Origin of the sequence: Xylanibacter ruminicola 23 (assembly GCF_000025925.1) — a bacterium.
GTDB classification, from domain to species: Bacteria; Bacteroidota; Bacteroidia; order Bacteroidales; family Bacteroidaceae; genus Prevotella; species Prevotella ruminicola.
Window position 1 is genome coordinate 1338265 of sequence record NC_014033.1, and the last position, 14524, is coordinate 1352788.

The window sequence follows — 14524 nt, forward strand, 5'->3', positions numbered from 1 at the left end:
ACGCTGTGAGCATTATAAACCATTAGGCTGAGTGGTTGCCTTTACCAAAAACTTATACACATCGCCTTTACTTATGAGCTTAAAATCAAACTCAACCCTAACTAATTGGTCGGGGTTACTCTGACTATAAACCTCATTGATAGCTATAGCCAATTGATCGAGCGAAGCACGCAATTTATGCATATCACTGGGATACACAATCCCATAAAGAGAGTATTCCCTCTTTTCAATTTTGTTCATACTTGTTTTTATTTTTTTATTCTACAATCCGTGTGCCTGAGGTCGTCAGTCAGCACACACCATTAACCGATAAGTAGAATCTATCAGTCGGGTGAATGTTCGAATCTGGCGCCCATCTCAAGGAAAGCCTTCCATGAAGCTGAGCCGGGGTGAATGTTCTTAGTTATTATCATCTATATATCTGTTTTTAATGTTATTGTTACACGCAAAGTTAACAACAAGAAATGAATCTTGCAAATTATTAGGGACGTTTTTATTAAAAACATCCCTAAAACCTGCAAATTGTTGTACCCACGGCCCAATTTTGATGCTAAAAAGCAAGAAAAACGCCATTTTTCTTTGATTATTGTCCGCTTTTAACTACCTTTGCAAACGATCGCCGGCACATACCATAGTGAAAGGCTACGGGTAGGCGAACTCTGTTCGGGAATGGTGCCGGTGTGACTTTTGTGGGTAAATAAATAACAGCATTAGCTGATTATTCGGTACATCTTGAAACCTAGGAAATTTCACAGATTGAACAACCGATGATTAGTCACTGATGTCTGCGTCGTATGGCGTGGACATGACTTATCTGGTTGTTCGGGCTTTCCTAGGGCCTCAAGATGTAGATAAGGCGGTTCACGCTTTTTCTATGTCTTGCGGTCCCATTAGTTTAGCCCGTGTAAATCCCGATAAGTCGGCAGTGCTATAAACCGAATAATAGCAACTATGACCGACAAACAACAGTCAGCCGCCGCTGCAGCCTTTGCTGAGCGGTGGAGAGGCAGAGGGTATGAACGGGGTGAATCACAGTCATTCTGGATTGACCTCCTGAGCAACGTGTATGGAATCGATACACCTACCAATGGTTTTATCACTTTCGAAGACCATCAGATGGTGGATAGCTCAAACTTTATCGATGGTCGCATACCATCCACCAAGGTGCTTATCGAACAGAAATCACTGGGTAAGGATTTGCGTAAAGGCATCCACCAAAGCGATGGTTCGCTGCTTAATCCATTCCAGCAGGCACGCCGCTATGTGGTGAGTCTGCCTGTATCCGAACATCCACGATGGATTGTCACCTGCAACTTCTCAGAGTTTCTGGTTTACGATATGGAGCAGCCCAATGGCGAACCCGAACAGATACTACTTGAGAATCTAGGAAAAGAATACTATCGCCTGCAGTTTTTGGTAGATGCAAAGAACGACCACCTGCGTAAGGAGATGGAGGTATCGATGCAGGCAGGCGAAATAGTGGGTCGCATCTACGAGGCACTGCTCAAACAATATGATGATAACTCTACCGAGGCCCTGCGATGGCTAAACATCCTGTGTGTGCGCATCGTATTCTGCTTGTATGCCGAAGATGCAGGAATTTTCAGTCACGACCAATTCCATGATTTTCTGGTAACTTACGAGGCCAAGGACCTTCGCCGTGCACTGCGCGATTTGTTCGAGGTTCTAAATACCCCTAAAGAGCAACGCAGCAAATACCTGCAGGCAGAACTGGCTGCATTCCCATACACTAATGGCGGACTGTTTGCTGAAACCATCGAGATACCGCAGTTTACCGATGAGCTGAAGCAGACACTGCTGCAGAATGCCAGTCTGGATTTTGACTGGAGCGAAATCTCCCCCACTATATTTGGTGCCGTATTTGAGAGTACGCTCAATCCTGAGACGCGTCGCAGTGGTGGTATGCACTACACCTCGATAGAGAATATCCATAAGGTTATCGATCCATTGTTCTTGAACGACCTACGTGCTGAACTCGATGAAATATTGGATGAGAAAGTTGAGAAGCAACGCGTTCGAAAACTCGATGCCTATCAAGACAAGTTAGCATCGCTCACCTTCCTGGATCCTGCCTGCGGCTCAGGTAACTTCCTGACCGAAACCTACCTGAGTTTGCGCCGATTAGAGAACGAGGCTATCCGTTCTAAATACCACGACCAAACCATGATAGGTGCATTTATGAACCCCATCAAAGTGAGCATCCACCAATTTTATGGTATCGAGATTAACGACTTTGCTGTAACCGTAGCCACAACAGCTTTATGGATCAGCGAGGCTCAGATGATGGCTGAAACAGAGAAAATAGTAACCTTTGAAGATAACTTTCTGCCTTTAAAAAGCTACTCAAATATCCACGAAGGCAATGCCCTCCGCACCGATTGGGAAACCGTAGTACCCAAATCCCACCTTACTTATATAATAGGTAACCCACCGTTTGTGGGAGCTAATATAATGAATGATAATCAAAGAGCTGATATAAGGTCCATTTTTGGTAGTAAATGGAAGAACATCGGTGAAATGGACTATGTAACAGGATGGTACTTGAAGGCAACTCAAATGATGCATGGAACAGATATACGTACGGCTTTAGTTTCGACAAATAGCATATCACAAGGAGAACAAGTTGCCAATCTATGGAAACCACTCTTTGAAGAAGGTGTTCACATAGACTTTGCCCATCGCACATTTCGCTGGGATAGTGAAGCATCACTTAAAGCACATGTTCACTGCGTAATTATAGGATTTAGCTGCACGAACGATAAACATACAATGACCATTTACGACAATGCAAAGGAACATAAAGCATCAAACATTAATGCATATTTGATGGATGCCCCAAATGTATTTGTCGAGAGTAAGAGCAAACCCTTATGTAGGGTACCTTCTATTCGTAAAGGCAATCAACCTACTGATGGTGGTAATCTTATAATAGAAGCAGCTGATCTTGAAAACTTTCTTGCTTGTGAACCAAAATCAAGAAAATTTATAAAACGCCTAATTGGATCAAAAGAATACATAAACAATAAAGCAAGATACTGTCTTTGGCTTAAAGAAGCAACACCTGCAGAATTAAGGCAGATGCCAACAGTTCTTAACCGCATAGAAGGCGTGCGGAAAATGCGAGAATCAAGTAGTGACGAAGCTACTCGCCGTCTTGCCAATTATCCTCACTTATTCCGTGAGACGAACAACCCTGAAACGTACATCGTAGTTCCCAGCGTCTCTTCTGAGCGTCGTCGTTATGTTCCAATGGGATTTCTTACCAAAGACACCATTCCTACCAACCTCGTTTTAATTATACCTGATGCAACTTTATATCATTTCGGTATTCTTGAAAGTAATGTTCATATGGCTTGGATGAGAGCTGTATGTGGACGATTAGAAATGCGATATCGATATTCCAAGGATGTTGTTTACAACAACTTCCCCTGGCCTACTCCAACAGAAGAACAAAAAGAAAAGATAGAGCAAACGGCCCAGGCTATCTTAGATGCCCGTGCCCTCTACCCCGACTCTTCTTTGGCCGACCTCTACGACGAGCTAACCATGCCCGTTGAACTCCGCAAAGCCCACCAAGAGAACGACCGCGCCGTCATGGCAGCTTATGGTTTCCCCATCAAGACCACGACCGAAAGCCAGTGTGTAGCCGAGCTGTTCAAACTATATCAAGAACTTACAAACAAAAAACCAATAACGATATGATATAAAGCCATCAATAATAAAAAAACAGGAAATTATTTGGAAGTTTCAAAATATCTTCCTATCTTTGCAGCGTGAAAGGTGGAACCAAGTAGAGCCACGATGTGCGGAACGGTGGCATCTGTGTGATGATGAGCAATTCGACCTTGCCGCTTGGTTTCATAAACATAGCGCCCATCACTCAATCGAGGGATGGGCGTTTTCTATTTTCACATATCGCTTTCCATTAAATTCCTTCTTATCTATACGACGTGTTGCCGTAATGAAGTTTACAAGCTTTACCTGTTCGCGATTTACTTTCATTTTATAGTTCGGATGAATGATGAATTTGGAAACTTCGTCGGTATAGATGAAGCATTCGCCATCGTAGTATAGATCCATCTTAAATCGGCTTTTGGGAAAACGCACAAGTTCCTCAGCTGAAACAACCAGTCCCTTGGCACCTTTTGAGGCACGCATGCAATGCTGTAACTGTTTAGCGCTCATATATAATTGCTCGCAAGCCAACTTTATGCCATTGTTCTGAGCAAACTGCACCATTCTCTGTTCCACATCACCGATACTAAACGGCTGTATAGCAGAAAAACCTTTCTGCTCTATATCAATCAAAACAGCTGTGATCTGTTCTTCTATCGTTGGTTTATCTGATTCCATATACTTTCTTAAGCAAATCGCCTACAAAGATAAGACTTTATTTTAAACCCAACAAGCATATAGGCAAAAAACAAGAAAAAAATCCACGATGTGCGGTGCTCGTCCCAGACTTCCGAAATATCATCGAAGGTCGCAATAAGTTGGTCTTCTTCATGAGGATCACATTCCCCCTAAAGCGCATCTCTTTCTTAGGGAATAATGAATAATAAAGAAGCAGGGCATTTAACTGCCCTGCTTTCTTGTTATTATTTATCTTCACCATGCAACCACTGCCACTTCCATGTTGCCATACGTTCCAAATCAGGTGAGAACTGGATGATATTGCCATCGCGAGAAACATAGCCTAAATCAATAGCCAATTGCAAATCTTTATCGTAATCATTATAGCTTTCCCATCTAGCTTTCTTCATAGCCATCACAAAGTCGTCGTAAAAACAGCGACCTTTTCCTATCTTTTCCAAACAACATAACAGGTGATAAACAAGTTTGCCATTTTCCCCGCTCTCAACATAGTTGCCATAAAGCTTCGCCAACTCAATTAGTTCGTTAACCTGCAGCTGATAGTCGGCATACCCGTCTTTCAGCTTGATATTCTCAAAGGTAACACCAACTTCATCCCAATTATTAATCTGACGCCATAATCCACTTAAAACTTCTCGTGGAGATATTATTAATTCGTCACTATTCCATATATTTACTTTCAAAGCAATATCTTTTCTAACCTCCAAATAATAACTTTTGCTATCATTATCGCCATAATAACATTTGATATCGCCTTCAACTTCCTTCATCTTGCAGTTATCGGCTAGATTAATTTTTAATCCTGTCATCATTATTCTTTTAATAATGCTCTTCATTGGCAGATATCCATCAGAGCAGAACAAATCCATCCATCCAATCTTGACTAATTTGTCCTTCCCGATGGTGTCACCAACAAAGCCTAAGAAGATCGGGTCACTTATCATAGGCCCCATATCATCAGGTATATAGCAATGCTCAAAGTCAAGCATATATTCATTCGGCATACGGTAAACAGCTTTGCTTTCGAAACACATTTTACCCTCCTCGTTCACTTTTCCTGTTAGCATAGTACCTATCAACTGCGCAATAGTTGTAAACGGGCCTTCATAAACGAAAGCATAGACCGCATAGGGCTTTTCTGCGGGTACGTAATGACTCTGATAATTTGCTCCCTGAACCGTAATTGGTCCTGAGTAATGATTGTGAATTTGATCCATAATTTGGTTTATTTTTATTTAGTAACTTATGTATTTGTAATTGCGCTTGCAAAGGTACTAAAAGTTTTTTAAACTCAGCATTAAATAAGAAAAAATATATCCTAAAATAGGACATGTTTTTTAGTCACCTACATCTCTTCATTAAGAGCTTCCCCCTTAAACACATCTAGTTCTTAGGGAATAATGAATAAAAAAGAAGCAGGACAGTAAAATACCCTGCTTTCTTGTTTTATGCTATCGGATGAGGTTTAAATGTTCCATCAGGAAATAGAAAAGAAACATCTACAATATCTCTCTGATGGTATTTCATAAATAACGCTCTATTGTTTTAGACATACTTTTACGAGAATGACTTAGAAATGCGTTTCTAAGTTCTCTATGCGCTTCCACTTCATCAGGCTTAGGCTCGTAAGGAATATGTTCCTTTTTAGCGAATAGCCCTGTGGCAAGTAAAGCGGCTAACTTACGCCTTGCTAGAGCGTTGTTTGGATTGTATTCTAATGTTATGGTGCACATAATTGTATGTATTATTTGAATTTGGGTGCTAATATAAGGATTTATTTTATATAAACAAAGTAATTATTCAAAAAAATGACAATAATCGAGAGTTAACCCTCCTGATAGAAACTCCCCCTTAAGCGCATCTTGTTCTTAGGGAATAATGAATAAAAGCATTTTTCTTTAAAAATATTTGGAACTTTCAGAAAGAGTTCCTATCTTTGCAGCGTGAAAGGTGGAACCAAGTAGAGCCACGATGTGCGGAACGGTGGCATGGCTGCAGCAATGCAGAGATGATGAGCAATTCGACCTTGCCGCTTGGTTTCATAAGCATAGCGACCATCACTTGTTTGAGTGGTGGTCGTTTTTATTTTACCTTTTTATAATCTGTTCTTCTACCGTGGGTTTATCTGATTCCATATACTCTCTTAAGCAAAATGACCACAAAGATACGACTTTATCCTGAAATACCAAAAGAAAGGAAAAATATTAGCCGTTTTGTTTGGTTATTATAGTGAAAATGACTACATTTGCAAACTTAAAAAAAAAAGATTAATTTCGGGATATTCCCAAAGTAAACAATTTTATGAATAGAAACTTGAACGTAAAACTAAACCAAAAATGGTTCGGAAACCGAATACTGCCAAGAGATGCATATCGACTTGACGGTGTTTACGATTTTAAGGTGCGTAAACTATTCACCACCTGTTGTGAAGTTATCGACGAATCTACCGATATCACGGCGTATTTGCGCGGCACGGCTAATCTGAAACTGTTTAAAGGGCAGATAGTAAAGTGTCGCATTTTGTCGGTTAAAGAGAAACATCCGCATATCGAACTGGCTGATTACCGAGGATTCCAACGTACAGAAAGAAGTTTAACAGATGAGAAGTTAACCGAGCTGCTTGATGTCAGGGAATTGTCGTGGAATAAGAAAGATTTTATCAGGCTGTTATTAACTGAAGAGAGGGAAAAATCGTTCGAGAGCCAATGTCATAAATGGATTCAGGGACTGATAAATAAGAAAATCGACCTGCAAACGGTTAAGATGGATTGCTCCGACTTGCTAGAGTTATCAGAACTACTCGATCTTTGTGCCGATAGCGAACGAGAATTTTACCAAGACCGACTCACGCTCATAATAGAGCAGTTAACCTACTACATCCAGTCGGATGAATTAATTGCCAACGAGAATGATACCGATTCAACCGAAACACCTACTAACTTTATCAACAGTTTGTTTAATAAGCTTAAGGTTTCTGGTTTTGTATATCATCCCATCAAGCATTTTAATATCCTGTCGAGTATTTTCCTGCGTCGACCCGACCTGATGAATGGCCGTATTAAGGAACTGCTGGATATCATCTGTCAGCGACATATCGAGAACTGGCGAAAAGAGCCGTTCTGTAGCGCTATCATTAAACTGCTGGAACTATATGTTCGCGAGTGCGATGGAAGGATTGATAAAACCAAGGATAACCTCGAACTTATAAAGAACAACATTCAGGCGTTGGCTTTGCAGCTGTTGTTGCTGCAGGATAGTCCAGATACGTCGATTGCTGATTTCCGTCTGAATACAGCACGACTCTGTGCAGTGTCGTCGTATCTCTACCCGCTGCATCCCGACTGGCTTATAGATATGGCTTACTACTATCTGTTCCACTCAGATGCTAAGTTGGTAAACTATACCATGGATAAGGCTCCCCTATTGCCACACTACATCGCCAGTCTTTACCCTTGCGAGCCGATAGATACCACCAACTCGTTTACGCAGAACAAGATAAAACTGCAGATTTCAACCGATGGCATCATGCTGTTCTCGCCTAATTCGATACAGAATCCCTGTGCGGTTTTTCCCCAAACACTCGAGTTGTGGCAGGGCATGCAGGTTATTCTTGGCGCCAAGCCAAGTGTAAATTTGGCCACAGCCAAACCTAACGATCTTACCCCATACCAGCAAGTATGGCAAGAGATTGAGAACGAGATGTTTAATGTGGGACAAGTAATAACCACTACAGGAGTTAAGCGACGCAAGCAGCATAAGATAGGCGAACTGGTACGCATCAGTTTTATCAGTCAGGATAACTACAGCAACAATAAATACTATTGTCATATCGAAGACGAGATAGGTGGCGAAGGTTTTATCTATATGAGCGACATTGTGGCTTATACGATTTCAAGTTCTTTGCGACTTTTCCTTGCTCCCGATGGTGGCAGATATGTGTTTATGGCTTCAATCATCGATGAGTACAATGGCTATTTCCACTTCTCGATGTTACAGGAGATAAAGGATAATGTGCTCGACTATTACACCTACGACGAAGATATTATCTGCTCGCTGGGTGGTAGTCCTAACGCTTCAGGTATTGCGCCTGCTGTTTCAAGGGATGGTATCAGCGTAAGCCTGCGCAACGCCATTGGCTTTGAGGGGTTGGAAAAAAACTCGATTGTTAGTTGCAGACTGATAGGCCGTAGCACTGGTACGTTCCACATACAATGCGAAATGAACCAGATTACCACATACGATTTCGACATTGTAAGTGCCTTTAAGAATCTGATGGAAGATTATGCCGTGGGATGTGTGTATGATGAGAATATCGGTAAGCAGGAAGAAGAAGCAATCCTGGAGAGTGACCGGGTGCTCGACGAGAGCTATGTACGCGAACTTATCTTTCTGATAGATCGTATGGCGCAGATAGATAAGGACTATATAAAGATGTATAATTATCTGGCCTTTGCCCGAACACTATCTATGATGATTGGATGGGAGTCGCAGGCTGCATATTACAAAGGCAGAATGGACATCATCACCATGCTTCACTATTTTGCCCGTAATTCTAAGGTAGATGAGGATAAGCTAGAACAGCTGGAGAATGTAAACTCTGAGCTGTTTGCCAACAACGAGATTTTGCGCGACCGTTTTGTGCAGCTGCAAGCTGTAAGTTTCATGAATAAACCAGAGCATAATGCCGATCTTTTCGAACTCACCAAAGGCAGCCCGTCAATCAGCGAATTGGCATCGTTGGTATTGGCCTATAATATCACCAAGGGCAGCCAGATGGAAAGCACGGCTACCGATATTCATAACCGCATTAAGCAGCAATTAAATCTTAATGGCTTTGAAACAGGCCTTAAGCTGTATGGTTCAGGACAGGAAACCACCGATACCGAATACAAAACCAGTCTGGTTTTCCCCGCCGGCAGCAAAAAGGTGAAGGAAAATCCCGAGAAACAGATGGAGGAGATTCTGAAGGTTATCAACTCGTTTATGAATACCGCCGGAGGTACGCTCTATGTGGGTGTTAACGACTATGGCCTGGGCACTGGTGTAGAAGACGACTTGAATTCGACCGTTTATCATGGCGACCGCGATAAATACCAGCGCGCCATCCCCGATGCCATGTGTGCCAAATGGGGTAACAGCCTGGCAGCCACTTATATCGAGGATATCAGTTTTGACGCTGCTAATACCGATAAGGATATACTGGTGGTAAAAATCCGTCCCCACCAAGCAGGTGTGCCTTTTGATGGCTATTGGTATGTGCGTGTGGGCAGTACCAAACGTAAACTTTCGAGAGAGGAGTTTGATGAGTATCAGCGACTTAACCGAAAACTACCCGAAGAGATTGAGACCGAAGTTTCTGCTAACCACCATGTGCAGTTCAGCGAGCCCGAGAAACCCGCTGTTAACGGTCCGCTGGTGATTTCAAAGGATGATGAAGTTCGTACCAGTCGTATTCGAAAGAATGTGCCTGCCGAATATCTCGATCCATTAAACTATACCGAACCCATCGGCTTCTTTAAGTTCCTGAGCGGCGGCAAATTCCGCAAATTGGAAGAGTACGACTACGACGACCAGTCGCTGTTAACGCTTGCTGTTTTGGATAACGAATCGAAAAGCTATCTGGTTTTGGGATACGCCAATGGCCATATCGTGAAAGTACCAGTAGAGGAATTGTTAGATTATCAGCAACGCGATTATAGTCGTTATGCAGAGTCGAAACTCGTATTTGCCACTATTGCCGATGAAGATGACGCCATCATGACTATCAGCAAGGAGGATAAAACCCGCCCCAAGGTAGTTATGCGTCTCGACCACCTGTCGAGTTTCGACGAAGGAAAACTGATGGATCCTGGTCAGCTACCTTACAACGAGGGTTTAATGAGCGAGATTATGGGTTATGAGGTTATTCCTGCCCAGTATGTACCCGATTTTGAGGGCATATTGGATAAGAAGAAAACCTTTATCGGTTATCCCGCGAACAATGTTACCAGACCAATGGTAAACACCCTGCATCTCTGGGGTATAAATGAAATCTGAGGCAAAAAAAGTCGGCTTTGAGATGCCGAAATTAGGCATGCTCGAAGCCGAATTAAAATTTATAGAAGGTGTAAATATACGAATTTGAAGCCAACTTTTAACATTAAAAGGTGGAGTTATTTCTTTTTGGTTTTCTTTTTTGGACTTAAGATATCGATCATGAGCTTATCGCCGGAGAGATCTACTTCGAAGAAATGGGGAATGCGGACGGTGCGGCCTTGGGCATCTTTTGTATGGCTATGCACCGACATCATCCACTGACCATCGAAACGCTGGAACAGCATACTGTGACCGTAAGTGGGAGGCGTGATGGGCTCGGGTTCCTGAATCCATGGGCCATCGAGGGTGCCGCTGGCAGAATAAGCCACGCCCTGGGTGTAAACATCATATACCCACGACGTCCATAACATACCCAGTCGGCCTGTACCGGTGCGGAAAACCCATGGACCATCAGTCACCTTATTCCAGGTGATGTTGCCCTGTTCGTCCTTTTCGCGGCTCCAGGGCGAATCGCTGGCACGGAACAGCAGCTTGGACTCGCCAACCGTTCCACTCAGGTCGGGCTTCAACTCAATCTTCTCGATAGTGCCGTTCCAATTCTGCAGCCACTCGCCACAGAAAACCATATAGGGTTTGCCATCGGTATCACGCCAAAACGTACCATCAAGTGTAGGCCGATTGGCAGGTAGATAGGTGGCATCGCCAAAAGCACGATATGGTCCCATAGGGTTATCGGCACGTAACACCTGACTGGCACGGCGCTCGATGACATTACCACGAACGGTATCAATCTTTACAGCCTGATTGGTGAACGTAGCAAAATAGTAATAATAGCCATCGCCCGTCTGGTGCAGCTCAGCAGCCCAGATCATCGGATGAGCACCCATCCATGAGTTGGCATCGAACTCGGTAACGCGAAATGGTCCCTCCCACAGTTTTAAATCTGCACTACGCCACATCATACCGCCAGTACCCGTCATGTAGTACATCTTGGTTTTCTGGTCGGCCAGGATGGCTGGATCGCTTAATCGGATTGAGTCGGTAGGAATATTACTACGAACCTTAAAGGCTCGCGGTTGTGCCTGTGCCATAGTCATGCACATCAAAGCGACAATACTGAGAAATACTCTTTTCATACAAAATATTATTAGTCAAAGTACTATACACAAGATTATTTCTTCTTGGTTTTCTTTTTGGGGCTGAAGATGTCGGAGATAATGTCAAGTGTGGTGTCGAGAAGGGCATCGCCAAAGGAGTAATCTCCATACAGTTTCTGGCGCTCTTCCTGATCTTCAAATAATCCTTTCTGCTCAGGCACCCATACCACTCCTGGAATTTTGAAGGCATTGGGATTGGCTTTAAGATGGCCATAGCGATTAACAAGCAACGACTGTTGATGCTCGGATTCGATACGCAGCAAATGATACGGATCGTACTTCGCCTGCAACTCCACCATAACAGAGTCGACATGATGCATCTCGGCTGTTAAGCTCTGTGCCAAGCCTGCAACAGGAGTCACCAACAATAGCGCTATTAAAGATGTAAAGAATCCTTTTGATGATATCATACACTTATATTTTGAGGGCAAAAGTACAAATATGTTTTGGAATTTACAAGGATTTACAGATTTTTGTTTACCTTTGCACGGATTTAATTAAATATATCAGCATGTTAAGTTATTCGATAATAGGTATGGGAGCCATCGGAGGCTATTACGGCGGACGTTTGGCAAAGGCAGGACGTGAGGTGCATTTCCTCGCGCATAGTGACTATCAATATGTGTTACAGAATGGATTGCGAGTAGAATCGTGCGACGGCGATTTCTGTCTTCCACATATTAATGCCTACGCTACTCAGAAGGATATGCCAAAGACGGATGTGATCATCGTAGGATTGAAATCGGTTAAAAACCACGATGTATTACCAGAGCTGCTACGCCCTATCGTACACCAGAATTCGATTGTAATACTTATACAAAATGGTATAGGACTGGAGGATGATTTGCAGAATGTGTTTCCCGGCCTGCAGATTGTGGCTGGCTTGGCATTTATATGTTCGGCCAAGGTTGGTCCAGGTCATGTTTCGCACCAGTGCTATGGTAGCATTAATCTGGGTAACTACTCGTGCCAGCAGGAAAAGTTCGAGGTGCTGTTGCAGGATATGACAGATGCCGGCATCCAAGCTGCCGAGGTACCATATCTGGAAGCACGATGGAAGAAGGCTGTATGGAACATGCCATTTAACGGTATGACGGTAGCCCTGAACACCAGTACCGACAAGCTGCTGAAGAACCCAGCCACACGCCAGCTGATATACGACCAGATGATGGAGGTGATTGGCGCCGCCAATGCCCTGGGTGTAAACACCCTGACATCTGAATTTGCTGATAAGATGATGCAGATGACCGACGAGATGGTTCCCTATAGTCCGTCGATGAAACTAGATTTCGACTATCATCGCCCCATGGAGATTGAATATCTCTATTCGCGCCCAATCGCAGAGGCAAAGAAAGTCGGCTTCGAGATGCCGAAACTAGCCATGCTCGAAGCCGAATTAAAGTTTATAGAAGCCCAGCTGAATAGCTGAAAACTAATCAGTAGTCTCGATAACGAGTGTATCGCCGTTGTCGAGAGCTGATTTGATGTCGCGGCCACCACTCTGCACCTTACACAGACTGATGTCGTCGCCCTGAACTTCCTCGATCTTCAGCTTGCCAATCTGCTTCTTTGCCTCCTTACCGGCAACGGTCTTTACGGTATATACACCCATGTGCAGACCCTTGTAAGCACCCTCGGCACTGCCCAGGTCGATATACACTTCCTTCTGCTTATCCTTCTTATCGCGGGCACCCTCCAGTACGTTAGCGCGCAAAGGCAGCCAGCGGTTGCAGTATATGTTTACATAATATGAAAGACGGTCAAGGGCCTTCAACATAGCGCCGTCTTCGGTCTCAATCCACGACAAGTCGGTTTCGGTTACGTTGAACGTAGGACTGGCCAGAATCTCGTCGGTCTTGGCGCTCTTAAACTGCATGGTAATACCAATCAGCGCCTTGTAATAGGTCTTGGTGCGGGTCTTTTTCTTATCCTTGTCGATATACTCTGTTTCGGTTTTAGATGTGGTCGATAAGGTAGATACAGTAGCATCTACATAGCGTGCGCCAGGGAGTGCAGCCTCTTGAGCCGACAGCTGTCCGTCGATAGCCGACATGCGGTGCGACTGCGATATACCCTTCAGGATAGCAGCCCCTAACGGCATCCTGATACTTCGACTGATCCTTCGAAACCTCACCTGTCAACAGTACATCCAGTACCTTTTCAAGTGTCTTTGTCTTTTTCACCGTGTAGGTAAGATTGTTCATACCTACCACTACACGGGCATTTCTCTCATCCTGTGCCCAAGTTTCCAGTCCAAAAACCAGACAGAGGGCCATTATCAGCAATTTTCTCATACGTTGTAATATGGTTAATGTTAATATTTGGCGGCAAAGATAGTACTTTATTTTGAAACATACAAGTGCTTGCTGAAGAAAAAAGCAGGTTGGCTGAAATTATTTTGCTGGTATTGAGCATATCACTATCTTTGCAGCGTCGAAATACAACATCGGCGATATTGATAGTAATAACAATTTTAATAACTTAGAAACAATGAAAAAGATTTTATTAGTAATGATGGCCCTGCTGACTATGACTACAGCAATGGCTCAGCCATCGGACCGTAAGGCTCCCAAGAAGATGACGCATCAGGAGATGACAACCCAGATGACCAGTAAGCTGAAACTGAACGATGCACAGAAAGCCAAAGTGGCTGCGCTGAACAAGGAGTATCAGGATATACTGATGCCACCCGAACCACCTAAGAATGCCGATGGCAGCAGACCTGAGCCACCAAAGAATGGCGACAAGGCTATGCCAAAGAAACCCGACAGCAAGCACAAGGCTAAGCGACAGGAGTACGAGAAGAAGCTGAAGCAAATTCTTACCGACGAGCAGTACAAGAATTACCAGAAGATGCAGCCGCCACACGGTAAGCGACCAGGAAAGAAAGAATAAACAAATATAAAAGCGAGCCTGTTATCAAACAAGCCCGCTTT

General features: G+C 43.5%; 10 protein-coding genes. 4 read left to right on the top strand and 6 right to left on the bottom strand.

Annotated features, from left to right (window positions below; genetic code table 11):
* Window positions 1-12 precede the first annotated feature (12 nt).
* Complete coding sequence (locus PRU_RS05920) at window positions 13-240, bottom strand: hypothetical protein (protein WP_041385803.1); 228 nt, start codon at window positions 238-240, stop codon at window positions 13-15.
* A 711-nt stretch (window positions 241-951) separates the two neighbouring features.
* On the opposite strand from PRU_RS05920, the gene PRU_RS05925 reads away from it, so the two are divergent.
* The gene (locus PRU_RS05925) at window positions 952-3723 is read left to right on the top strand and encodes a DNA methyltransferase (protein ID WP_013063978.1); all 2772 of its coding nucleotides are present in this window, start codon (window positions 952-954) and stop codon (window positions 3721-3723) included.
* 174 nt (window positions 3724-3897) lie between these two features.
* On the opposite strand, the gene PRU_RS05930 is transcribed toward PRU_RS05925, so the two are convergent.
* Window positions 3898-4374 (bottom strand): hypothetical protein, encoded by a 477-nt coding sequence (locus PRU_RS05930; RefSeq protein WP_041385806.1) that lies wholly within the window; start codon window positions 4372-4374, stop codon window positions 3898-3900.
* Window positions 4375-4619: 245 nt separating this feature from the next.
* Complete coding sequence (locus tag PRU_RS05940; RefSeq protein ID WP_041385810.1) at window positions 4620-5612, bottom strand: hypothetical protein; 993 nt, start codon at window positions 5610-5612, stop codon at window positions 4620-4622.
* 1084 nt (window positions 5613-6696) lie between these two features.
* Between PRU_RS05940 and PRU_RS05950 the strand changes: the two genes are divergently transcribed.
* Window positions 6697-10431 (top strand): AlbA family DNA-binding domain-containing protein, encoded by a 3735-nt coding sequence (locus tag PRU_RS05950; protein WP_013064947.1) that lies wholly within the window; start codon window positions 6697-6699, stop codon window positions 10429-10431.
* Between the two features lie 116 nt (window positions 10432-10547).
* Here PRU_RS05950 and PRU_RS05955 read toward each other — a convergent pair whose 3' ends face one another.
* On the bottom strand, window positions 10548-11528 hold the full coding sequence (locus PRU_RS05955; protein ID WP_373314251.1) for a glycoside hydrolase family 43 protein: 981 nt from the start codon (window positions 11526-11528) through the stop codon (window positions 10548-10550).
* A gap of 74 nt (window positions 11529-11602) precedes the next feature.
* Window positions 11603-11950: a hypothetical protein gene (locus tag PRU_RS05960; RefSeq protein ID WP_143040063.1), complete on the bottom strand. Its 348-nt coding sequence runs from the start codon at window positions 11948-11950 to the stop codon at window positions 11603-11605.
* Between the two features lie 149 nt (window positions 11951-12099).
* On the opposite strand from PRU_RS05960, the gene PRU_RS05965 reads away from it, so the two are divergent.
* Window positions 12100-13017 (top strand): 2-dehydropantoate 2-reductase, encoded by a 918-nt coding sequence (locus PRU_RS05965; RefSeq protein ID WP_013063394.1) that lies wholly within the window; start codon window positions 12100-12102, stop codon window positions 13015-13017.
* 3 nt (window positions 13018-13020) lie between these two features.
* Here PRU_RS05965 and PRU_RS05970 read toward each other — a convergent pair whose 3' ends face one another.
* Window positions 13021-13689: a hypothetical protein gene (locus PRU_RS05970; protein WP_049769096.1), complete on the bottom strand. Its 669-nt coding sequence runs from the start codon at window positions 13687-13689 to the stop codon at window positions 13021-13023.
* Between the two features lie 389 nt (window positions 13690-14078).
* Between PRU_RS05970 and PRU_RS05975 the strand changes: the two genes are divergently transcribed.
* On the top strand, window positions 14079-14483 hold the full coding sequence (locus PRU_RS05975) for a DUF4890 domain-containing protein (protein ID WP_013065387.1): 405 nt from the start codon (window positions 14079-14081) through the stop codon (window positions 14481-14483).
* Window positions 14484-14524: the final 41 nt, after the last annotated feature.

What these genes read in the sequence shown, in the direction of transcription:
- PRU_RS05920 (WP_041385803.1), bottom strand. Translation starts at nt 240, where the DNA reads ATGAACAAAATTGAAAAGAGGGAATACTCTCTTTATGGGATTGTGTAT.
- PRU_RS05925 (WP_013063978.1), top strand. Translation starts at nt 952, where the DNA reads ATGACCGACAAACAACAGTCAGCCGCCGCTGCAGCCTTTGCTGAGCGG.
- PRU_RS05930 (WP_041385806.1), bottom strand. Translation starts at nt 4,374, where the DNA reads ATGGAATCAGATAAACCAACGATAGAAGAACAGATCACAGCTGTTTTG.
- PRU_RS05940 (WP_041385810.1), bottom strand. Translation starts at nt 5,612, where the DNA reads ATGGATCAAATTCACAATCATTACTCAGGACCAATTACGGTTCAGGGA.
- PRU_RS05950 (WP_013064947.1), top strand. Translation starts at nt 6,697, where the DNA reads ATGAATAGAAACTTGAACGTAAAACTAAACCAAAAATGGTTCGGAAAC.
- PRU_RS05955 (WP_373314251.1), bottom strand. Translation starts at nt 11,528, where the DNA reads ATGACTATGGCACAGGCACAACCGCGAGCCTTTAAGGTTCGTAGTAAT.
- PRU_RS05965 (WP_013063394.1), top strand. Translation starts at nt 12,100, where the DNA reads ATGTTAAGTTATTCGATAATAGGTATGGGAGCCATCGGAGGCTATTAC.
- PRU_RS05970 (WP_049769096.1), bottom strand. Translation starts at nt 13,689, where the DNA reads ATGCCGTTAGGGGCTGCTATCCTGAAGGGTATATCGCAGTCGCACCGC.
- PRU_RS05975 (WP_013065387.1), top strand. Translation starts at nt 14,079, where the DNA reads ATGAAAAAGATTTTATTAGTAATGATGGCCCTGCTGACTATGACTACA.